The sequence below is a fragment of the Erwinia sp. L03-1 genome (genome assembly GCF_058686115.1).
In genome coordinates this window covers 4,644,746-4,667,571 of record NZ_CM178762.1, presented here as the reverse complement: position 1 = coordinate 4,667,571, position 22,826 = coordinate 4,644,746, and the positions used below count along the sequence as shown (strand labels likewise).

Genomic DNA, 22,826 nt, shown 5'->3' with positions numbered 1-22,826 from the left:
CGTGTGGTGCCGGTGCAGGATAATCCTGGCACGGGAGAGCGACACGGCCTTAACTGAGGTTTCCCATGAAAAAAGGTATTCACCCAAATTACGCTGAAGTTACTGCTAAATGCTCTTGCGGTAACGAAATCAAAACCCGCTCAACCGTGGGTCACGACCTGAACCTGGACGTGTGTGGTAAATGCCACCCGTTCTACACCGGTAAGCAGCGTGACGTTGCCAGCGGTGGTCGTGTTGACCGCTTCAACAAGCGTTTCAGCATCCCAGGTAGCAAATAAGCTATCTGAACGAAACGGTTTCCGTTTCGGATGCGACAAAAAGCCTGGCAACGCCAGGCTTTTTAAACGCTCATTAACACCCTGTCGGGCGGTTTGCTGGCAGGGTGTTTTTTTTGTAGTTAAGAATTACTTTCTGATAGGGTTAACCGGGACATTAAACGAAATTTGTGAAGCAGAAATATTGCCACCAATTTGATTAATACTGGTGAGTTTAGGAGCCTGGATGATCAGATTACTTGCAGCAAGCGTACCTTTTCCGGTGAAAGGGATCAGTGAACACTTGCTATTCACCAGCGAGCCACTGGTGCTCAACGCCAGCGTGTCAGCCGTTAGGGTACCATAATTAGCAATGCTGTTCTGGCCAATAATGCCCATCTGTGCGGAAGCCTGCATTACGCCTGTATTTTCAAAAGCCTTTGAAATAACATTTATTTGCTTCCCCTTAATAGCGGTCGCATTATTGACGCTATCACTCGCAATATAGACAAGATTACCCGCATTAAGCGTTCCCTTATTCAGCTTCACTTTTTTGGTAGAAGAGAGCTGGATATTTTTCCCGCTACTTAATGTACCACTGTTAGTAATATTGCCAGATGAGATGAAGAGGTTAGATATGAGCCCGCTCAGGGTATTGTCACTCGATGAGGAACCCGATTTCATATCAATAGTCCCAGATTGTGAACTCATGGAGCCCTTATTAGTAATATCGGTCGCTGAGCCAACAATCATATTCGCATTACTGATTATCTTCCCGCTTGTATCATTAGTGAAATCGCCTGAACTATTGAATAAGGCGGAGGAAGCTGATTCCATTGTGCCAGAGTTGGTAATTTTACCGTTGCTGTTGATTTGGAGCGTCTGTGCATTCAACGTTCCCTTATTGTTAACGCCTGCGCCCGTGTTGGTGGAGGCCAGGAAGATCGTTCCTGCGGTAATCCCGCCCAGCGCACTCACATCTATGCCCTTTGAGGCAGATTTAGTAATGACTTCCAGCTCTTCGTTGGTCGGATTATAAATGTAATTTCCTGCTATAGCGTACACGGAGTTTGCTTGTATTTTACCATTAATATTCATTGAGTCAGCGAGTAATGTCGTATAATCTGCCGTCAAGGATTTGTTAATGGTGATGTTACCTTTGGTGACTTTAAAACCCGATAGTACACCATCCCTGTCCATCACCGGGATCCCTGTCGTCAGCGTGGTGCGGTTAGTGTTGATAAAGCTACAGCCTGAGCAGGTAATGCCGTTAGGGTTGGAAATAATCACATCTGCCTTAAGACCACCCACTTCAATAAATCCGTTCAGGGCACTCGATTTCTTTGAAATGACTTCGTTCAGTATCACTTTAGCTGATGAGGTAAGGTTACCATTTTTAGCAATGTCACCTTTTTCCCGAATGAGATCGGTCATGCTGTTATTCAGAATCATGCCTTTATGGCTCACATTAAAATCTTTCCACATATTATGAGAAAGCCCATTGCGGTCAGCATTGTTGATGTCTACAACGGTAGCCCCACTGGCGTGTATGTAACTGGAAGGGTCTGCGTATACTGACTGCGCAAAGAGAGCAAGAGAGGTAGCCAGAAAAATCGTTTTAAATTTATAGTTTTTCATTTTATTAGTCCGTTAATGAATGCTGCTGAGATAATGACAGGTCGTGTTACAGATAGCGTATTTCATCGTTCTTTATAGGGTCCTGATTTTAATACCTCCATTGAATTGAAAAACCGAGAGTGAGTGAATCCGTATGAAAGCCATCTGGACGTGCAAGAGGCATACCGGCAAAAAGATCGAAACCGGTATTCCACTGCCATCCACGCAGTCCAACGACGCTGCCGGCAAGCATTTTTCCTGAGTAGTTGGCACGCTCTCCTCCGCCAATACCCTGGCCTATGTCTAATCCCGCATAAGGCTGGAAAGCCATGCCTGGTATTATCCAGCTGAGATCGTTGCGCCAGTACCATCCCTGGTTTTGCTGTAGGTTTAACTCGCCATCAAAACCGCGTACGGTCCATCGATTGCCGATAGCGAAGCGATCTAATGTAGAAAGTCTGTCTGGTGTGAGCTGTAGATTAAAATGGGGGGAATAGTTAAAGTAATGCCCCTGGAGGATAAAGTTGGTCGATGACTGAAGGTCTATTCCTACGATTCTTCCCTGCTTGTCGATCAGATCAATTTGCCTGTCCGGGGTATTGCTACTGCCGAACCAGGGCATTTTATGCTGGTAGCTCAGGCGGGTGTTGATCGTAGTATTATTAAACTTGTACTGATTCTCTAAAATAGCTTTCCAGCCAGAATTTTTTTTATTCATGCTTTCCAGTTCTATTTCATTAAAAGCGTAGCTTGCCCCCATATTGAAGATTTGCAGTCCAAAGGTATATTTTTGACTAACCGTTTGGGAGATAAGGTAGTTAAGCTGCGCGCTGAGATAATGGTTCTTGTTATTTAACATCCAGCTAGACCAGTTTCCCTGAACGTGCTGCTGGTAGCTGCTCTGGCTGGCGTATAAGTCCAGCCACCAAAAGCCCCATGGAACCGAATAGCCTACCGAGCGGTTAGTGTTCCCCTGGGCCTTATGACTGAAATCAATATCGCGACCATAAGAGAAATAGAGCGTATCGCTTAACGACGTAATATTGTTCAGATAGAGCGTCGCACCTCCCTGATAGCGGCCGCTGGTCGCGCTACCTGCGTCGTTCATCCACGCGCCGAGCTGCCAGTATTTATCCTGTCGCCGTTGAATATAGAGATCGCTCTCACCTTGACTCTTGCCGGGCACCAGGTTGATTTTTACAGATGAACCCGGCACGCGCTGTAGGTTTGCGCTTCCCTGTTCCAGCTCTCTCAGACTAAGGATGTCTCCCGCGCTAAAAGGCAGGGTGCTTTTGAGATTAATAAAGTTTGCTCCCCCCTTCTCCAGCTTTATGTCACCCACCTTTCCTGCGAGGATCGCAAAGTGAAGTTTTCCCTCATTAATATCCTGTTCCGGAAGGTTAATACGGGTAGTGATATACCCCATACGAATGATTTCATTTTGCAGCGTTCGGGCTAATAATCGAATACCCTCAATACCGAGACATTTCCCCTCGGCCTGCTGTGTTATCCAGGAAACTTCACCAATATTAAGTCTTTTGTCGTCCTGTATAAGATTTATTTCACTGATATTAAAACAGTTTTTCTCATTGGGAAAAGTAATCTTCTCCCTGATGAGGTTCTGTTTCTCCGAACGGACCGATTTTGTTTCAGGTACAACGGCCTCTCTCCTGGCTTTATCTTGTTCAATTGGGTTGATCGTTTTATTACTGATTTGTTTTTCAATGCCTGCTTGCTGATAAATTCCAGTATCTGCTGATGCAGGGGCCACTGAAATTATAAGCAAAAGGGATAGAGGATGAATATAACGTAAAGGAAAAAGCATGAGGTCCATTATTTTTAACTAATAATCCATTATTAAATATAATCTTATTTTTTTAGACATGTTAAGGCAATAGTAAAAGTTTTGGTTTTATCAGGCAGAGTGGACGGCGCCCCACAAGAGGAAGGTTTTTACGTTATCAGGGCGTGTTCTATATTTAAACTAAGTGTGGCATATGTAAACAACCACAGGGTTTTCCTATGAATGTATTCATCACGAAACTGAATTTAATATCAACGTAATCATAAGTCATATTAAATATAATTAAGACTTAATCTACATCTTAAGGTGATGTTTGGTTATTGTAAAAAGCATGATGAAATAAGGATAAATCATGCAGAAAAAGACAAAAATAGATCCATTTCAGGCAGGAATATGAATGTGGATGCGACTCATTTTACGGTGGCGGCTTTACAATTATAACTTAATGCAGAGGCAGAGGTAATTTCGGAAACAGGTGCCGAATTATCCGTGATCCTTCTGAGTCGGATGTGAACTAGCAGGTGTGGCTGAACGCGACTCTGACCGACGAGTTCGCCCAAGACCCAGGTACCCTAAGGACAGAGGTAAAAAGAACGTGTTTTAAGGAGATATCGGGCGCACAGGTAAGCGGGCTGGGTTATCAGAAGAGCAGGCAGATCCCTCTTACAAAGGATCTGCCTGCGTTGCAGGGGAGCGTAAATGCTGGGTTAGTATTCCCAGGTGTCTGGATCAACGCCCATTTCCCGCATGATCGCTTTCGCGTCTTCCGGGATCTCATCACTGCGTTCCTTACGAAGATCAACATCATCCGGTAAAGGCTGGCCGGTGAAAGCATGTAAAAAAGCTTCACACAGCAACTCGCTGTTAGTGGCATGACGCAAGTTGTTGACCTGGCGGCGGGTACGTTCATCGGTCAGAATTTTCAGAACTTTTAACGGAATTGAGACCGTTATTTTTTTTACCTGCTCGCTCTTTTTACCGTGTTCAGCGTAAGGGCTGATATATTCGCCGTTCCATTCAGCCATGGGGTACCTTAGTCATCATTAAAATTTTTTGAAAGTGCCGAAATTCGGCTAATTATGCCCGAAGTTGGTGCCCACCACACTGCTACCAAGCAATTTTTATGCAGGCTATAACGACATAATCTTAACGGGTATTGGCATTTTGCTCAATCTATACGCAAAGACATTTAGATGTCCAGATGTATTGACGTCTAAATATGCGCTGTTATGCTAGGCACTCTTCTTATTCTCCTTTCAGGAATTTATGCACCATGACGCGTAAACAGGCAACCATCGCAGTGCGTAGCGGTTTGAATGATGATGAGCAATATGGCTGCGTTGTGCCCCCCATCCATCTTTCCAGCACCTATAACTTTACGGATTTCAATCAGCCAAGAGCCCACGACTATTCGCGTCGCGGTAATCCCACGCGGGACGTGGTTCAGCGTGCGTTGGCCGAACTGGAGGGTGGAGCCGGGGCGGTGATGACTAATACCGGCATGTCTGCTATTTTTCTGGTTTGTACCGTTTTCCTGAAACCCGGCGACCTGCTGATTGCCCCTCACGACTGTTACGGCGGCAGCTACAGGCTTTTTGACAGCCTGAGTAAGCGTGGTGCCTGGCGCGTGAAGTTTGTCGATCAGGGTGACGAGGTGGCGCTAAAGGCTGCTCTGGCAGAGCAACCTAAGCTGGTACTGATAGAAAGCCCCAGCAACCCGCTGCTGCGCGTGGTCGATATCGCCGCTATTGCAAAAGCGGCGCGTGAGGCGGGCGCCGTCAGCGTGGTTGATAACACCTTCCTCAGCCCCGCACTGCAAAACCCGCTGGCGCTGGGCGCCGATCTGGTCCTTCATTCGTGTACCAAATATTTAAATGGCCACTCCGATGTTGTCGCCGGCGTGGTGATTGCCAAAGATCCGGCCCTGGTGACCGAACTGGCCTGGTGGGCCAACAATATTGGCGTCACCGGCGCGGCTTTTGACAGCTATCTGCTGCTGCGTGGGTTACGCACGCTGGCACCGCGCATGGCGGCGGCGCAGCGTAATGCGCAGGCCATCGTTGACTATCTGAAACAACAACCGCTGGTTAAAAAGTTGTATCATCCATCCCTGCCGGAAAACGCAGGCCATCAGATTGCGGTAAAACAGCAAAAAGGCTTTGGCGCTATGTTAAGTTTTGAGCTGGATGGTGACGAGAATACCCTGCGTACTTTCCTTAAAGCGCTAGAACTTTTTACCCTGGCAGAGTCGCTGGGCGGCGTGGAAAGCCTTATTTCCCACACCGCTACCATGACCCATGCAGGAATGTCCGCTGAGGCTCGTGCGGCAGCAGGTATTTCTGAGACGCTGCTCCGCGTGTCAGTCGGTATTGAAGACCACGAAGATTTAATCGCCGATTTGGATAATGCCTTCCAGATAGCGGCCAAGAGGTAAGCATGAGTCAGTCAGCAGTGGCAGCCGGCACGCGCCAGTTGCACAAATTTGGTGGCAGCAGTCTCGCCGACGCCAGGTGTTATCAGCGAGTGGCCGGGATAATGGCTGAATACGGCTCTGCCGGGGATGTAATGGTGGTATCTGCCGCGGGCAGTACAACCAATCAGCTAATCAGCTGGCTTAAGCTGAGTCATACCGACCGGCTTTCTGCCCATCAGGTACAGCAGGCCCTGCGTCGCTATCAGAGTGAGCTGATAAACGGGTTGCTCCCTCCCGAGCAGGCCGAGCCGCTGTTGAACGATTTTATTCACGATCTTGAAAAACTTGCCGGGCTGCTTGACGGAAAAATTACCGAGGCGATTTATGCCGAAGTCGTCGGGCACGGTGAAATCTGGTCTGCCCGTTTGATGGCTGCCGTTCTCAACCAGCGCGATATTGACGCCGACTGGCTGGATGCCCGTGATTTTCTTCGCGCTGAACGCGCGGCTCAGCCGCAGGTCGATGAGGGCAAATCATGGCCGCTATTGCAGCAGCTGCTGGCGCAGCACCCACATCAAAGGCTGGTGATTACCGGGTTTATCAGCCGCAACGATGCAGGCGAAACCGTACTGCTTGGCCGTAACGGCAGCGACTATTCCGCGACCCAAATCGGCGCACTGGCTGGGGTTTCACGCGTGACCATCTGGAGCGACGTAGCCGGGGTGTACAGTGCTGACCCGCGTAAGGTGAAGGATGCCTGCCTGCTGCCGCTGCTGCGGCTTGATGAAGCCAGCGAGCTGGCGCGCCTGGCGGCACCCGTTCTGCATACCCGCACGCTGCAACCCGTTTCCGCCAGCGATATTGACCTTCAATTGCGCTGTAGCTATCAGCCAGAGCAGGGGTCCACGCGGATTGAGCGGGTGCTGGCCTCAGGTACGGGCGCACGTATTGTGACCAGCCATGATGACGTGTGTCTGATTGAGTTCCAGATCCCGCCACAGCATGATTTTGCCTCGCAGTATAAAGAGATCGATCACCTGCTGAAACGCGCACAGCTTCGTCCCCTGGCAACGGGTATTCATCCCGATCGCAATCTTATACAGCTTTGCTACACGTCTGAAGTGGTGAGCAGCGCCCTGGCACTTTTACAGGATGCCGCGATACCGGGACGCCTGCAGCTGCGTGAGGGGATGGCGCTGGTTGCGCTGGTCGGGGCTGGCGTTTGTCGTAATCCGCTGCACAGCCACCGCTTCTGGCAGGAGCTGAAGGACCAGCCCGTCGAGTTTATCTGGCAGTCGGAAGAGGGGATCAGCCTGGTTGCGGTCTTGCGCGTCGGCCCCACCGAAAATCTGATCCGCGGTCTGCATCAGTCGCTTTTCCGCGCTGAAAAGCAGGTGGGTCTGATGCTGTTTGGCAAGGGTAATATCGGCTCCCGCTGGCTGGAGCTGTTTGGCCGTGAGCAGGAGACGCTGTCGGCCCGTACGGGCTTCGAGTTCGTGCTGGCCGGTGTGGTAGATAGCCGCCGCAGCCTGCTGAACTATGGCGGACTGGATGCCCGCCGCGCGCTGGCCTTTTTCGAAGATGAAGCAGTCGAGCAGGATGAGGAGTCGCTGTTTTTGTGGATGCGCGCTCACCCGTATGACGATCTGGTTGTGCTGGATGTCACCGCCAGCGAGCCGCTTGCTGAACAGTATCTGGACTTTGCCAGCCACGGCTTTCACGTTATCAGCGCCAATAAGGTCGCCGGAGCCTCAAGCAGCGACCGCTATCGTCAGATACGCGATGCGTTTGCCAAAACTGGCCGGCACTGGCTGTACAACGCCACGGTCGGCGCGGGCCTGCCGGTTAACCATACCGTGCGCGACCTGCGAGAGAGCGGCGACAGCATTCTTTCCATCAGCGGTATTTTCTCCGGCACGCTCTCATGGCTGTTTCTGCAGTATGACGGTACGGTGCCCTTTACCGATCTGGTCGATCAGGCCTGGCAGCAGGGGCTGACCGAACCCGACCCCCGGGTTGATCTGTCAGGCCAGGACGTCAGGCGCAAGCTGGTTATTCTGGCGCGTGAAGCGGGATATGACATCGAACCCGATCAGGTGCGCGTCGAGTCACTGGTGCCAAAAAGCTGTGAGGACGAATCCGTTGACCATTTCTTTGAGAATGGCGAGGTGCTGAACGACCAGATGAAGCAGCGACTTGAAGCTGCCCAGGAACTGGGGCTGGTGCTACGCTATGTGGCGCGCTTTGACGCGAACGGTAAAGCCCGCGTGGGCGTGGAAGCCGTCAGGGACGATCATCCTCTTGCCTCGCTGCTGCCCTGCGATAACGTCTTCGCCATTGAAAGCCGCTGGTATCGCGATAATCCGCTGGTGATCCGTGGTCCGGGTGCAGGACGCGACGTGACAGCCGGTGCGATTCAGTCCGATATCAACAGGCTGGCGCAGCTGCTATAAACGCCCAGAGCCAGACATTTTGTCTGGCTCTGGGCTGTTTTACGGCCTGGCTCCGGCCTGTTCAGCCGTTTTATTCCTGTTTGCTCAGCACCGTTTTTCCTGTCCCTTCAGCCGTCTCCTTACGCGCTCCTGCCTTTTTTCCGCAACGTGAATTTTCCTCAATTTTGGTGAGAATTTGTCACGGCCAAAATCCCTTTATCTGTTGACGAAATAGCCAGTTTGATTCAATTTGAATGTCTGGACGTCTAAACGTATGGATGTTCAACCGGGCGATTCATTCATCAGCAGCGATCGAAGAGGTAAGCCATGAGCTTTTTCCACGCCAATCAGCGCGAGGCGCTGAACCAGAGTCTGGCCGAGATAAACGGGAAAATTAACGTCTCCTTTGAGTTTTTCCCGCCGCGCACCAGTGAAATGGAAGAGACGTTGTGGAGCTCCATCGATCGCCTGAGCAGCCTGAAACCTAAGTTTGTGTCAGTGACCTACGGCGCAAACTCCGGTGAACGTGACCGTACCCATAGCATTATCAAAGGGATTAAAGATCGCACCGGGCTGGAGGCCGCGCCGCATCTCACCTGCGTAGATGCAAGCCGTGCCGACCTGCGCGCCATCGCCGAGGATTACTGGAATAACGGCATTCGTCATATCGTCGCTCTGCGCGGCGACCTTCCGCCCGGCGGCGGCAAGCCGGAGATGTACGGCGCCGATCTGGTTGGGCTCCTCAGAGAGGTGGGGGATTTCGATATTTCTGTTGCGGCCTATCCGGAGGTGCACCCGGAAGCGAAAAGCGCGCAGGCCGATCTGATTAACCTGAAGCGCAAAATAGAGGCCGGTGCGAACAGTGCCATCACGCAGTTTTTCTTTGATGTGGAAAGCTATCTGCGCTTTCGCGATCGCTGCGCCGCAGCCGGTATTGACGTGGAGATTGTGCCGGGCATCCTGCCGGTCTCGAACTTTAAGCAGCTGCAGCGTTTTGCGGCCATAACCAACGTGCGCGTGCCGGGCTGGATGACCCGCATGTTTGAAGGGCTGGAAGACGATCCCGAAACGCGCAAAATGGTCGGTGCCAACGTGGCCATGGATATGGTTAAAATCCTCAGCCACGAAGGGGTGAAAGACTTCCATTTCTACACGCTGAATCGTGCGGAAATGAGCTACGCCATCTGCCATACGCTCGGGGTTCGCCCGGCGCTGGCAGCGGTCTGATGGCTTAACCGGTATTACGCATTCCCGCCGCAACGCCGGCAATGGTCACCATCAGCGCCTGCTCGACGCGCGCATCCGGTTCCTGACCGAGTTCTTCCTGCTGACGTGAACGATGAAGCAGTTCGGCCTGTAGCACATTGAGCGGATCGGTATAGACGTTACGCAGCGCAATCGACTCGGCAATCCATGGCTGATCGGCCATCAGGTGCGCATCGTTGGCAATGGTGAGAATAGTTTTGATATCGGCAGCAAGCTGTTCGCGCAGCTGTTGACCCAATGGCCAGAGCGATGCGGTGACCAGACGCTGATCGTAATACTCCGCCAGCCACAGGTCAGCCTTAGAAAATACCATCTCCAGCATTCCCAGGCGGGTCGAGAAGAACGGCCAGTCGCGGCACATCGCTTCCAGCTGATCCTGATTACCGGCCTCCATCGCTTTCTGTAATGCAGCACCTGCGCCCAGCCAGGCGGGCAGCATCAGGCGGTTCTGCGTCCAGGCAAAAATCCACGGGATCGCGCGGAGTGATTCGACGCCGCCGGTAGGACGGCGTTTCGCCGGGCGGGAGCCCAGCGGCAGCTTGCCCAGTTCCTGCTCAGGAGTAGCCTGGCGGAAGTAGGGGACGAAGTCCTCGTTTTCACGCACATAGCCCCGGTACATGGAACAGGAGTCGGCGGAGAGCTGGTCCATAATATCGCGCCATTTGGGCTCCGGCTCCGGTGGGGGCATCAGGTTAGCCTCCAGAATGGCACCGGTATAGAGAGAAAGGCTGCTAATGGTGACTTCCGGCAGGCCGTATTTGAAGCGAATCATTTCGCCCTGTTCCGTTACGCGCAGGCCGCCTTTCAGGCTGCCAGGCGGCTGGGAGAGCAGTGCAGCGTGAGCCGGCGCGCCGCCGCGGCCAATGGTGCCGCCGCGTCCGTGGAACAGCGTCAGGGCAATACCGGCTTTTTCACAGGTTTTGATCAGTGCATCCTGCGCCTGATACTGCGCCCAGCTTGCCGCCATGACACCGGCATCTTTCGCCGAGTCGGAGTAACCGATCATCACCATCTGCCTGCCCTGAATAAAGCCGCGATACCAGTCGATGCTGAGTAGCTGGCTCATCACGTCGTTGGCATTATTCAGGTCATCGAGCGTTTCAAACAGCGGTGCTACCGGCATTGCAAACGGGATGCCCGCTTCTTTCAGCAGCAGATGGACGGCCAGCACGTCAGACGGCGTTTTCGCCATCGAAATCACGTAGGCGGCAATAGAGCCTTTCGGCGCTTCGGCGGCGACGCGGCAGGTATCCAGCACTTCGCGGGTCTCGTCGCCAGGCGCCCAGTTACGCGGCAGCAGCGGGCGTTTGGAGTTGAGCTCGCGGATCAAAAAGGCCTGCTTGTCAGCCTCAGACCAACTTTCATAATCCCCCAGGCCCAGGTAACGGGTGATTTCCGCAATCGCTTCGGTGTGGCGGGTGCTTTCCTGACGGATGTCGATACGCACCAGCGGCACGCCGAAACATTTCACGCGGCGTAGCGTATCCAGCAGCTGTCCATTGGCGATAATGCCCATACCGCATGCCTGGAGCGATTGATAGCAGGTATAAAGCGGGTCCCATAGCTGCTCGTTGGCGATCAGCAGGTCGGCAGGGCGCGGCGGCTCTTCACCCTTCAGACGCCGTTCCAGCCACTCCTGGGTGCTCATCAGCTGGCCGCGCAGCTTTTTCATGATTTCGCGATAGGGTTCAAGCGCCTCAGGATTGCCGCACAGGGTACGGACCTCCGACGAGCACTCGGACATCGACAGCTCAGAAACCAGTACTGCGATATCGCGCAGGAACAGGTCGGTGGCTTTCCAGCGGCTGAGTAGCAACACGTGTCGGGTAATATCCGCGGTGACGTTAGGGTTACCGTCGCGGTCGCCGCCCATCCATGAGGTAAACTGCACGGGAACGAAGTCCACTGGTAGCCGGACGCCGAAGGAGGCTTCCACCTGTTCGTTCAGCTCGCGCAGGAAGTGGGGAACGCCCTCCCACAGGCTGTTCTCGACCACCGCGAAGCCCCATTTCGCCTCATCCACCGGGGAGGGACGATATTTTCGGATCTCATCGGTATGCCAGGCCTGCGCAACCAGCTGGCGCAGACGGCGCATAATCTGTGCGCGGTCATAATCGGATAAATCGTTATGATCCAGCTGTTTCAGGCAGTTGTTGACCTCCACCAGCTTATGGATCAGGGTGCGGCGGGTAATTTCCGTTGGATGTGCGGTAAGCACCAGCTCCAGCGACAGGGATTCAATGGCTTCACGAATGGCGGCATCGGTCAGGTCGGGCTGCTGCTTGAGGCGATCGAAGACCTTTGCCAGCATCTCCGGGTGATTAGCTCCTTCGCCCTGCGGGGAGATGGTGTGATATTGCTCGGCAACGTTGGTTAAATTCAAAAACTGGCTGAAGGCGCGGGCGACGGGCAGCAATTCATCATTAGAGAGGTTTTGCAGCGTGGAAAGCAGCGCCTGGCGGTGGGCATCATTGCCCGCACGTGATGACTTAGAGAGCTTACGGATGGTTTCCACCCGTTCAAGGATGTTTTCGCCCAGCGCATCCTTAATGGTATCGCCGAGCAGTTTGCCGAGCATACTGACATTACTTCGCATTGCGGAATATTGTTCGTTCATATCACCCCTGACGCCCTTCTGGTTTTTGTCATTATCTTTCACCGTTGCCGGCATAACGTTGATGTTTATCTAGCCACGTTCGCTGCCATTCGTCAATTGGCTTAAAAATGTCCTGTGGTGGCTAAATCACAGGAATTTATGAATTTTATTGCGGGTGGCAGAAATGCTGCACCACCTGAGCAATCAGCTCCCGGGTTGGCTTGATAAAGGCGGTATCAATATATTCATCCGGCTGATGTGCCTGATTGATAGAGCCAGGCCCCAGCACCAGCGTCGGGCATATTTCCTGAATAAACGGCGCTTCTGTACAGTAGTTGACCACTTCCGTTTCCGTCCCCAGCAGTTTTTCTACCACCTGAACCAGCTGATGATCGCGTGGGCATTCGTATCCCGGAATAGGAGGGTGCAGTTCACTTACCGTTACCCGACCAGGCCAGCGCTCGCTCACGGGTGCCAGGGCTTCATTGAGCAATCCGTCAAGCTCCTTCAGCGACAGGCCAGGCAGCGGGCGGATATCCATATGCAGTTCGCAGCAGGCGCAGATACGGTTTGCCGCATCGCCGCCGTTAATATGGCCAAAGTTCATGGTCGGATAAGGGATAGCGAAACCGTCATGATGGTAGCGCGCCTTCAGCGTCTTACGCAGTCCCATCAGGTGGGTAATGGACTCATGCATCAGTTCAATCGCATTGACGCCGCGTGCGGGATCGCTGGAGTGGCCTGACTGTCCCTGAATGCGGATCGCCTGGGAGAGATGGCCCTTGTGGGCGCGCACCGGCTTCAGCGAGGTTGGCTCGCCGATAATTGCGCAGTCAGGGCGGATCGCGGTGGTTTCCGAGAAGTATTTCGCGCCAGCCATGGTGGTTTCTTCATCCGCCGTCGCCAGGATATAGAGCGGTTTTTCCAGCGTGTTGAGATCAATGTCGCGCAGCGCATCTAAAATGAAAGCAAAGAAGCCTTTCATATCGGCGGTTCCCAGTCCGTACAGCTTATTGTCGTGTTCGGTCAGGGTGAAGGGATCGCGGGTCCAGCGGCCATCATCAAAGGGAACGGTGTCGGTATGGCCCGCTAACAGCAGGCCGCCCGCACCGCTACCGGTTTTTGCCAGCATATTGAATTTGTGACGCGTACCGGGAACGGGCTGGACCTCCACGCTGAAGCCCAGATCCCGGAACCAGCCCGCGAGCAAACTGATTAAAGTTTCATTACTCTGATCGATGGCGATATCGGTTGCGCTGATGGAGGGGGTGGCAATCAACTCGCGGTAAAGCTCGATAAAAGGCGGTAATTTTGTCTTCACTGTTGACAGTCCTTGCGTTAGGATAGTATCAATATTCATGCAGTATTAGTGAATAAAAATACATTAATGGCGTGCGGATGGAAACCGATTAATCTTCCCTGTCCTGCGCCGATCGCCTGGGAATACAGCGGCAGGCCGCTGCAGCCCGGAATTTTCTGACCAGGAAAAGGTGTCAGTCTGATGTTGAATACGTTGATTGTGGGTGCCAGTGGCTATGCTGGCGTTGAGCTGGTGACGTATCTGAACCGTCACCCCCAGGTGAACATAACCGCTTTAGCGGTTTCAGCGCAAAGCCCCGACGCAGGAAAATTGCTTTCTGAGCTTCATCCACAGCTGAAAGGCATCGTCGATTTGCCGCTACAGCCGATGAGCCGGGCAGAGGAGTTTGCTGATAAGGTCGACGTGGTTTTTCTTGCCACCGCCCATGAAGTCAGCCACGACCTTGCGCCAGCCTTTCTGGCGGCGGGCTGCGTGGTGTTCGATCTCTCGGGTGCCTTCCGCGTCAACGATCAGAGCTTTTACAGCCGTTACTACGGCTTTGCCCATCAGCACCAGTCGTGGCTGGATAAAGCTGCCTATGGCCTGGCAGAGTGGCAGCATAACAGCATTAAAGAGGCCCAGCTGATCGCCGTACCGGGCTGCTACCCGACGGCGGCGCAGCTGGCGTTGAAGCCGCTGGTGGAAGCCGGTCTGCTCAACGACGCCCAGTGGCCAGTGATCAATGCCACCAGCGGCGTCAGCGGTGCCGGGCGTAAAGCGTCCGTCAGTACCAGCTTCTGCGAAGTCAGCCTGCAGCCCTATGGCCTGTTCAATCATCGTCATCACCCTGAAATCACCGCCCATCTCGGGATCCCGGTGATCTTCACCCCACATCTGGGCAATTTCCCACGCGGCATTCTGGCAACCATTACCTGCCGTCTGAAAGCGGGCATCAGCGCTGAGGATGTGGCTGAGGCGTTTCATAACGCCTACCACGATAAGCCGCTGGTACGACTGTACGATAAAGGCGTACCGTCTGTTAAAGCGGTAGCCGGGCTGCCGTTCTGTGATATCGGTTTTGTCGTGCAGGGTGAGCATCTGATCGTGGTAGCGGCAGAGGATAACCTGCTCAAAGGTGCCTCTTCCCAGGCGGTGCAGTGCCTGAATATTCGTTTCGGTTTCCCGGAAACTGAGTCACTTATTTAATCAGCGAGTAGCGAAATGACGAATCCTCTTATTATCAAACTCGGTGGCGTACTGCTGGACAGTGAAGAAGCGCTGGAAAAACTCTTCTCTGCGCTGGTGAGCTGGCGTGAATCGCATCAGCGTCCGTTGCTTATCGTCCACGGTGGCGGCTGTCTGGTGGATGAACTGATGAAAAAGCTCTCTCTGCCGGTGCAAAAGAAAAACGGGCTGCGCGTCACGCCTGCCGATCAGATCGACATCATTACCGGTGCGCTGGCCGGCACCGCAAATAAAACCCTGCTGGCCTGGTCGAAGAAACACGGTATTGACGCCGTTGGCCTCTGCCTGGCCGACGGCGGTATCGTGGAGGTTGAACAGTTCGACCCACAGCTGGGCCACGTGGGTCAGGCGGCGCCCGGTTCGCCTAAGCTTATTACAACGCTGCTGACCGCGGGTTTTCTGCCGGTTATCAGCTCCATCGGCATCACCCAGCAGGGTGAGCTAATGAACGTTAATGCTGACCAGGCGGCAACGGCCCTGGCCGCGACCCTGGGAGCGGACCTGATCCTGCTGTCTGACGTGAGCGGTATTCTGGACGGCAAAGGCCAGCGCATTGAAGAGATGACGGCGGCGAAGGCCGAAGCGCTGATCGCCCAGGGGATCATCACCGATGGCATGGTCGTCAAAGTGAATGCCGCGCTGGACGCCGCCCGCACGCTGGGGCGTCCGGTGGATATTGCCAGCTGGCGTCATGCAGAACAGCTGCAAAACCTCTTTAACGGCGTGTCAATTGGCACCCGGATCCTCGCTTAACAGAATGTTCAAGGATAAGACAATGCAAGATAAGAGCATAAAAAAAATCGTTCTGGCTTACTCCGGTGGTCTGGATACCTCTGCCATTATTCCATGGCTGAAAGAGAACTACGGCGGCTGTGAAGTCGTGGCCTTTGTTGCGGATATCGGCCAGGAGCGTGGCGATCTGGAAGGCGTTGAGCAGAAGGCAATCCAGTCTGGTGCCTCTGAGTGCCACGTGGTTGACCTGCGCGAAGCCTTTATCAGCGACTACGTTTACCCCGTGTTGCAGACCGGCGCCCTGTATGAAGGTACCTATCTGCTGGGCACCTCAATGGCCAGACCTATCATCGCCAAAGCCCAGGTTGAGCTGGCGCTGAAAGTGGGTGCGGATGCGCTGTGCCACGGCGCAACCGGTAAAGGCAACGACCAGGTGCGCTTTGAAACCACCTACACCGCGCTGGCTCCCCAGCTTGCCGTCGTTGCGCCATGGCGCGAGTGGAACCTGCGTTCCCGTGAAGCGCTGCTGGACTATCTGAAGGAGCGCAACATTCCGACCACGGCTTCGCTGGAAAAAATCTACAGCCGTGATGAGAACGCGTGGCATATCTCTACCGAAGGTGGCGTACTGGAAAGCCCGTGGAACGCGCCGAATAAAGATTGCTGGGTATGGACAGTCGACCCGCTGGAAGCGCCGGACCAGCCCGAGCAGGTCACCGTTTCCGTCGAAAAAGGGCGCGTGGTTGCGGTTAACGGCGAGGCACTCAGCCCGTACAAGTGTCTGGAAAAGCTGAACGTGCTGGGTGCTAAGCATGGCGTAGGCCGTATTGATATCGTAGAAAACCGTCTGGTCGGCATTAAGTCGCGCGGCTGCTATGAAACCCCCGGCGGCACTATTATGGTTAATGCGCTCCGCGCCGTTGAGCAGCTGGTATTAGATCGCGATAGCTTTAAATGGCGCGAGCAGCTGGGCCTTGAGATGTCCTACGTGGTTTACGATGGCCGCTGGTTTGCGCCGCTGCGTAAGTCTATCCAGGCCTCCGCTGAGGCACTGGCCGAAGAAGTAAATGGCGAAGTGGTCCTTCAGCTGTACAAGGGGCAGGTGACGGCGATTCAGAAGAAATCCGCCAATAGCCTCTACTCTGAAGAGTTTGCTACCTTCGGCGAAGATGAGGTTTACGATCATCGTCACGCGGGTGGGTTTATCCGGCTGTTCTCACTTTCTTCACGTATTCGCGCGCTGAACGAAAAAAAATAGGTATCCGGATTGCCGGTACGCACAGGCGTTGGGGACGGATAACGTCCGTTCCCCTTACCGGCATCAGTGACAACGACTTAACGAATTTAAGGGAGCACTGACATGGCACTTTGGGGTGGACGGTTTACACAGGCAGCGGATCAACGCTTTAAGCTGTTTAACGACTCGCTGCGCTTTGACTATCGTCTGGCAGAACAGGACATTGTGGGATCCATTGCCTGGTCCAAAGCGCTGGTAACGGTCAATGTTCTGACGTCGGAAGAGCAGCAGCAGCTGGAGAGTGCACTGACCGTGCTGCTGGAAGAGGTGCGGGCTAACCCGCAGCAGATCCTGGAAAGTGATGCGGAAGATATTCACAGCTACGTGGAAAGCCGCCTGATTGACAAAGTGGGGGCGCTGGGTAAAAAACTGCATACGGGCCGCAGCCGCAACGATCAGGTTGCCACCGATCTCAAGCTGTGGTGCAAAGCTCAGGTGAATGAGCTGCTGACGGCGACCCGACAGCTCCAGCAGGCCCTGCTCACCACCGCTGAGGCTAATCAGGACGCGGTAATGCCCGGCTACACGCATCTTCAGCGTGCGCAGCCCGTCACCTTTGCCCACTGGTGTCTGGCCTACGTCGAGATGCTGGCGCGTGACGAGAGCCGCCTGCAGGACACCCTGAAGCGTCTGGACGTCAGCCCGCTGGGCTGTGGCGCGCTGGCGGGCACGGCCTACGAAATCGACCGTGACCAGCTGGCCGGTTGGTTAGGCTTTGCCTCCGCCACGCGTAACAGCCTGGATACGGTATCTGACCGCGATCACGTGCTTGAACTGCTCTCTGACGCTTCCATCGGCATGGTTCACCTGTCGCGCTTTGCTGAAGATCTGATCTTCTTCAATACCGGTGAGTCCGGCTTTGTTGAGCTGTCAGACAAAGTGACGTCCGGCTCTTCCCTGATGCCGCAGAAGAAAAACCCGGATGCACTGGAGCTGATACGGGGTAAGTGTGGTCGCGTGCAGGGTGCGCTCACGGCGATGACCATGACGCTGAAAGGGCTGCCGCTGGCCTATAACAAGGATATGCAGGAAGATAAAGAGGGGCTGTTCGACGCGCTGGATACCTGGTCAGACTGCCTGCATATGGCCGCGCTGGTGCTGGATGGCATTCAGGTGAAGCGTCCACGCTGTCAGGAAGCGGCCGAGCAGGGCTATGCCAACGCCACCGAACTGGCGGACTACCTGGTGGCAAAAGGTGTTCCTTTCCGCGAGGCGCACCATATCGTCGGCGAAGTGGTGGTGGTCGCCATCACGCAGGGCGTGGCGCTGGAGGCACTGCCGCTTTCTGATCTACAGGCATTCAGCAGCGTCATTGCAGAGGATGTTTACCCGATTTTGTCGCTGCAATCCTGTCTTGATAAACGCAATGCGAAGGGGGGCGTTTCACCTCATCAGGTTTCGCTCGCCATCACTGATGCGAAAAATCGGCTGCGATAGCGGCCTGGCGTCTTATTTTCTGTAGCCGGTGACGGCATACTGGCTATCTTTTCAGGGGGGCTGGCCCCCCCTTATTTATCTCTAAAGAAATCCCCCCAAAATATCTCCGGTTTATCCTCTGAAATTTAATATCTGTGACACCTTAAGGCCTCCATATTGCGGGTTTAATTATTTCCCGTGGGCATATACCCCCTGAGAATAAAGTTTTTATTATTGTTACTGGTAACGCATTTACATAATATCCTGGTCGCAAGAAGATACCGGCGTAATGCAATTATTCTGCCTGCCCCATAATCTGGAAATTTAAAAAGGGATAAGATATGCGTGAGTTAACGTTAAGTGAAATGTCTGACGTGTCAGGGAGCGGCATCATCGCCGATATCGGAGGGTTCGTTGTAGACCGTACGCTGAGCTCCGTGCTTGGCGGCGTAACAGCGGCAGTGAATGGCGGTGCCATTGGTTTTCTGCACGGTGGCGACGCCACCGGCATTTGGGGGCTAAGTATCATTGGTCAGCTGGTAGGGGCCGTTGGTGGTGGAGTGATTGGTGGCGTGGGCGGATTTATTGGGGGTTTTATGGTCCCGCTTTCTTATACTTATCCTTTGGTAATTGAAGCAGCCCAGAACCTTATTGCTGGTGGAATAAAATAAACCCTAATTTATGTAAATTTTTCGAAAAAAATTAAAGGATTTAATCATGCGTGAGTTAACAGTACATGAAGTGAATGGTGTTTCAGGTGCCTATGGAAATAACATCATTATCAATATTGTCGAAGGGGCTACCTGCTCAATTATGGGGGGCGTGGTGGGATCGTGGGTAATGGCCACGTTAGGCGGCCGCGGCGCATTTTCGGGCGATCTCGTTGGCATCGGCGGGGGACTGACTGCGCTGATCGGCATGATCGGGGGAGCTGCGGTGGGCGCAGTCGCTGGCGCGGTTATCGGGCCCTATGCTGGATATAACAATTCGTTAGAAATTGGGAAGGATTTGCTTCGTGATTTAATGAAAGGTATGCCTGGTAGTTAATGTTTTTCAGTAAATTATTGAAGTATAAACGTATCTGCAAGGCATAGCTAAAGCCGCGGAAACCTGACCGCGGCCTCTGCCTGTACGATTTACCGCTTATTGACTTAGATCAGAATCAATGACCCAGCATGTACTTCTCTAAATCGTCGCTGCCACCAATGTGGCGTCCACCGATAAAGACCTGTGGCACCGTGGCCCGACCGGTCATCGCGCGCAGGCTGACCGTGGTCGCATCCTGGCCCAGCACGATTTCTTCGTACTGAATACCGCGGTCCAGCAGCATCTGCTTCGCTTTTGCGCAGAATGAGCAGCCCGGCTTAGTGAACAATGAAACCGATTCCTGCACTTTAAATTCCGGTGCCAGATAACGCAGCATGGTGTCCGCATCTGACACTTCGAACGGGTCGCCCGGCTTGTTCGGCTCTATAAACATTTTTTCAACGACGCCATTGCGCACCAGCATCGAATAACGCCATGAGCGTGGACCGAAGCCCAGGTCGGCTTTCTCGACCAGCTGGCCCATACCGCGGGTAAACTCACCGTTACCGTCTGGAATAAACGTGATATTTTCTGCGTGCTGATCGGCTTTCCAGGCATTCATCACGAAGGTGTCGTTGACTGAAACGCACAGAATATTGTCGACGCCGTGCTTTTTGAACACGTCTGACAGCTCGTTATAGCGTGGCAAGTGGCTTGACGAGCACGTCGGGGTAAAGGCACCCGGCAGTGAAAACACGATGACAGTTTTATCTTTAAACAGCTCGTCAGTTGTGACGTCGACCCATTGGTCGCCCTGGCGTGTGTGGAAAGTGACCTGTGGGACTGACTTACCTTCCTGACTTGCGAACATAAACTACCTCATCAATGGGGGTAAAATTGATTCAAATCTCGAACGGGCGACATTATTACTTTTAAGACTTGATAGGGATAATCGTTGATTGCTATTCTATCTATCGCCACGGTCTATCGTGGCCCGGAGGATAAGATGAATATTCGCGATCTTGAATACCTTGTAGCGCTGGCGGAACACCGCCATTTTCGTCGTGCTGCGGATGCATGCCACGTGAGTCAGCCCACCCTCAGCGGTCAAATCCGCAAGCTTGAGGACGAGTTGGGTGTGATGCTTCTGGAGCGAACCAGCCGTAAAGTCCTGTTCACTCAGTCTGGATTGCTGCTGGTGGACCAGGCACGCACCGTACTGCGGGAAGTCAAGGTGCTAAAGGAGATGGCCAGCCAGCAGGGCGATGCCATGTCCGGGCCGCTGCACATTGGACTGATCCCAACCGTAGGCCCTTATCTGCTGCCGCAGATCATCCCTACGCTGCACAAAACGTTCCCTAAACTTGAAATGTATCTGCATGAAGCGCAGACGCAGCAGCTGCTGGCGCAGCTCGACAGCGGTAAACTGGATTGTGCCATTCTGGCGCTGGTGAAAGAGTCTGAGGCCTTTATCGAAGTGCCCCTGTTCGATGAACCCATGAAGCTGGCTATTTACCAGGACCACCCGTGGCATGACCGCGATCGCGTGCCAATGTCCGATTTGGCGGGTGAAAAGCTGCTGATGCTGGAAGACGGGCACTGCCTGCGTGACCAGGCAATGGGCTTTTGTTTCCAGGCCGGAGCTGATGAAGATACGCATTTTCGCGCGACCAGCCTCGAAACGCTGCGCAACATGGTTGCAGCAGGAAGCGGCATAACGCTACTGCCCGCCCTGGCCGTGCCGAAAGAACGCATGCGCGATGGCGTCTGCTATCTGCCCTGTTACAAGCCGGAGCCGCAGCGCACCATTGCGCTGGTGTATCGGCCGGGTTCACCGCTGCGCAGCCGCTATGAGCAGCTGGCAGAGGAGATCCGTACGCATATGCAGGGCTACCTGGGCAGTGCGTTAAAACAGGCGGTTTAGGCCGTTTAACGCCGCCACGCGATAGGCCTCAGCCATGGTGGGGTAGTTAAAGGTGGTATTCACGAAGTACTCTATCGTGTTGCCACCGTTCTTCTGCTCCATAATGGCCTGGCCGATATGAATAATCTCGGCCGCGCGTTCACCAAAGCAGTGGATCCCAAGGATCTCTTTAGTTTCGCGGTGGAAAAGAATCTTCAAACTTCCGACGTTCATCCCCACAATTTGCGCGCGAGCCAGATGCTTAAACTGCGCACGACCCACCTCGTAAGGCACCTTCAGCGCCGTGAGCTGCTGCTCGGTTTTCCCCACGGAGCTGATTTCAGGAATGGTATAAATCCCCGTTGGGATATCCTCAATCAGATGCGCGTTGGCCTCACCCTTAATCAGCGCCTGTGCGGCAATACGTCCCTGATCGTAGGCTGCTGAGGCGAGGCTTGGATACCCAATGACATCGCCCACCGCGTAAATATGCGGCTGTGCGGTCTGATACATGCTGTTGACCTTTAGCAGGCCCCGTCCATCCGCTTCCAGGCCGACGTTTTCCAGGGAGAGTGAATCGGTGTTACCCGTACGGCCGTTGGCATACAGCAGGCAGTCGGCCTTCACTTTCTTGCCCGACTTCAGGTGCATAATCACGCCATCGCTGGTCCCCTCAATCTTCTCAAACTCCTCGTTGTGGCGAATCACCACGCCATTGTTCCAAAAGTGATAAGAGAGCGAGTCAGAAATCTCCTGATCGAGAAAGGCCAGCAGATGATCGCGGGTATTGATCAGATCGACCTTCACGTTCAACCCACGGAAGATTGAAGCGTATTCACAACCGATCACTCCGGCACCATAAATAATGACGTGGCCCGGCTCATGGTGCAGATTGAGGATAGAGTCGCTGTCGTAAATGCGCGGATGGGTAAAGTCGACGTCGACCGGGTGATAAGGTCGCGAACCACAGGCAATAACAAATTTCTCTGCGGTAAGGCGTTCGACCGTACCGTCGTGGGTCTGAATTTCAATCGTATTGGCATCAAGAAAGCGTGCATCACCCTGGTACAGCTCACAGCGGTTTCGCTCATAAAATCCCTGACGCATACGCGTTTGCTGACTTATCACGTTTTCTGTGTGATTCAGGATATCGGCAAAGGAAGAGCGAAGCAGGCGGGTATGATCGCTGTAAAGCGGGTTTTGATTGAACTCAATGATGCGGCTAACGGCGTGGCGCAGGGCCTTGGAGGGGATCGTTCCCCAGTGCGTGCAGCCGCCGCCAATATTGTGATAACGCTCAATGACTGCGATCTTTGCGCCCTGTTTGACCAGGCCCATCGCGGCACCCTCGCCGCCGGGACCTGAACCAATAACGATGGCATCATAATCATAAGACTGTTGCATACTGATACGTCCTATATTTTTATACAATTTTTCAACGATATTCTAACATCCTGACGGCCACTTCCCAATTCTAACCGCTAATTTTGCCATCATTTGACAAAGCGTTGAGTTAACAGGCGAT

Annotated in this window: 18 protein-coding genes; 11 read left to right on the top strand and 7 right to left on the bottom strand. The window is 53.6% G+C overall.

Annotated features, from left to right (window positions below; translation table 11 throughout):
* The first annotated feature begins 65 nt into the window (after window positions 1-65).
* On the top strand, window positions 66-278 hold the full coding sequence (gene rpmE / locus AC4PCC_RS21345) for a 50S ribosomal protein L31 (RefSeq protein ID WP_024966154.1): 213 nt from the start codon (window positions 66-68) through the stop codon (window positions 276-278).
* Between the two features lie 126 nt (window positions 279-404).
* Here rpmE and AC4PCC_RS21340 read toward each other — a convergent pair whose 3' ends face one another.
* The 3 genes from AC4PCC_RS21340 to metJ form a co-directional block, all read right to left on the bottom strand.
* On the bottom strand, window positions 405-1,892 hold the full coding sequence (locus tag AC4PCC_RS21340; protein WP_492125873.1) for a filamentous hemagglutinin N-terminal domain-containing protein: 1,488 nt from the start codon (window positions 1,890-1,892) through the stop codon (window positions 405-407).
* 88 nt (window positions 1,893-1,980) lie between these two features.
* Complete coding sequence (locus AC4PCC_RS21335) at window positions 1,981-3,696, bottom strand: ShlB/FhaC/HecB family hemolysin secretion/activation protein (RefSeq protein WP_492125872.1); 1,716 nt, start codon at window positions 3,694-3,696, stop codon at window positions 1,981-1,983.
* 686 nt (window positions 3,697-4,382) lie between these two features.
* Window positions 4,383-4,700, bottom strand: a complete 318-nt coding sequence (metJ, locus tag AC4PCC_RS21330; RefSeq protein ID WP_067709414.1) for a met regulon transcriptional regulator MetJ — start codon at window positions 4,698-4,700, stop codon at window positions 4,383-4,385.
* A gap of 248 nt (window positions 4,701-4,948) precedes the next feature.
* Between metJ and metB the strand changes: the two genes are divergently transcribed.
* The 3 genes from metB (at window position 4,949) to metF (ending at window position 9,747) form a co-directional block, all read left to right on the top strand.
* Window positions 4,949-6,109 (top strand): cystathionine gamma-synthase, encoded by a 1,161-nt coding sequence (gene metB / locus AC4PCC_RS21325; RefSeq protein ID WP_492125871.1) that lies wholly within the window; start codon window positions 4,949-4,951, stop codon window positions 6,107-6,109.
* 2 nt (window positions 6,110-6,111) lie between these two features.
* Entirely contained in the window at window positions 6,112-8,541 is a 2,430-nt protein-coding gene (locus AC4PCC_RS21320) for a bifunctional aspartate kinase/homoserine dehydrogenase II (protein ID WP_492125870.1), read from the top strand.
* Window positions 8,542-8,847: 306 nt separating this feature from the next.
* Entirely contained in the window at window positions 8,848-9,747 is a 900-nt protein-coding gene (gene metF / locus AC4PCC_RS21315) for a methylenetetrahydrofolate reductase (RefSeq protein ID WP_492125869.1), read from the top strand.
* 4 nt (window positions 9,748-9,751) lie between these two features.
* Here the strand turns inward: metF and ppc are convergent, their stop codons facing one another.
* Both ppc and argE read right to left on the bottom strand, forming a co-directional pair.
* On the bottom strand, window positions 9,752-12,403 hold the full coding sequence (gene ppc / locus AC4PCC_RS21310; RefSeq protein WP_492125868.1) for a phosphoenolpyruvate carboxylase: 2,652 nt from the start codon (window positions 12,401-12,403) through the stop codon (window positions 9,752-9,754).
* Window positions 12,404-12,548: 145 nt separating this feature from the next.
* On the bottom strand, window positions 12,549-13,703 hold the full coding sequence (argE, locus tag AC4PCC_RS21305) for an acetylornithine deacetylase (RefSeq protein WP_492125867.1): 1,155 nt from the start codon (window positions 13,701-13,703) through the stop codon (window positions 12,549-12,551).
* Between the two features lie 180 nt (window positions 13,704-13,883).
* On the opposite strand from argE, the gene argC reads away from it, so the two are divergent.
* The 6 genes from argC to AC4PCC_RS21275 all read left to right on the top strand — a co-directional run bounded on the left by argC (window position 13,884) and on the right by AC4PCC_RS21275 (window position 19,419).
* The gene (gene argC, locus AC4PCC_RS21300) at window positions 13,884-14,888 is read left to right on the top strand and encodes an N-acetyl-gamma-glutamyl-phosphate reductase (protein ID WP_492125866.1); all 1,005 of its coding nucleotides are present in this window, start codon (window positions 13,884-13,886) and stop codon (window positions 14,886-14,888) included.
* Window positions 14,889-14,903: 15 nt separating this feature from the next.
* Window positions 14,904-15,680: an acetylglutamate kinase gene (argB, locus tag AC4PCC_RS21295; protein ID WP_492125865.1), complete on the top strand. Its 777-nt coding sequence runs from the start codon at window positions 14,904-14,906 to the stop codon at window positions 15,678-15,680.
* 22 nt (window positions 15,681-15,702) lie between these two features.
* A complete protein-coding gene (locus AC4PCC_RS21290) occupies window positions 15,703-16,917 on the top strand; it encodes an argininosuccinate synthase (RefSeq protein WP_345829744.1) in 1,215 nt (404 codons plus the stop codon).
* A 102-nt stretch (window positions 16,918-17,019) separates the two neighbouring features.
* Complete coding sequence (argH, locus tag AC4PCC_RS21285; RefSeq protein ID WP_492125864.1) at window positions 17,020-18,393, top strand: argininosuccinate lyase; 1,374 nt, start codon at window positions 17,020-17,022, stop codon at window positions 18,391-18,393.
* A gap of 320 nt (window positions 18,394-18,713) precedes the next feature.
* A complete protein-coding gene (locus AC4PCC_RS21280; RefSeq protein ID WP_492125863.1) occupies window positions 18,714-19,043 on the top strand; it encodes a hypothetical protein in 330 nt (109 codons plus the stop codon).
* Between the two features lie 46 nt (window positions 19,044-19,089).
* Window positions 19,090-19,419 (top strand): hypothetical protein, encoded by a 330-nt coding sequence (locus AC4PCC_RS21275; RefSeq protein ID WP_492125862.1) that lies wholly within the window; start codon window positions 19,090-19,092, stop codon window positions 19,417-19,419.
* A 115-nt stretch (window positions 19,420-19,534) separates the two neighbouring features.
* On the opposite strand, the gene AC4PCC_RS21270 is transcribed toward AC4PCC_RS21275, so the two are convergent.
* Complete coding sequence (locus AC4PCC_RS21270; RefSeq protein WP_492125861.1) at window positions 19,535-20,269, bottom strand: glutathione peroxidase; 735 nt, start codon at window positions 20,267-20,269, stop codon at window positions 19,535-19,537.
* Window positions 20,270-20,404: 135 nt separating this feature from the next.
* Here AC4PCC_RS21270 and oxyR point away from each other — a divergent pair, with 135 nt between their 5' ends.
* On the top strand, window positions 20,405-21,322 hold the full coding sequence (oxyR, locus tag AC4PCC_RS21265; protein ID WP_492127586.1) for a DNA-binding transcriptional regulator OxyR: 918 nt from the start codon (window positions 20,405-20,407) through the stop codon (window positions 21,320-21,322).
* Here the strand turns inward: oxyR and sthA are convergent.
* Window positions 21,305-22,705 (bottom strand): Si-specific NAD(P)(+) transhydrogenase, encoded by a 1,401-nt coding sequence (gene sthA / locus AC4PCC_RS21260; protein WP_067709468.1) that lies wholly within the window; start codon window positions 22,703-22,705, stop codon window positions 21,305-21,307. The genes oxyR and sthA overlap by 18 nt on opposite strands.
* Between the last annotated feature and the right edge of the window lie 121 nt (window positions 22,706-22,826).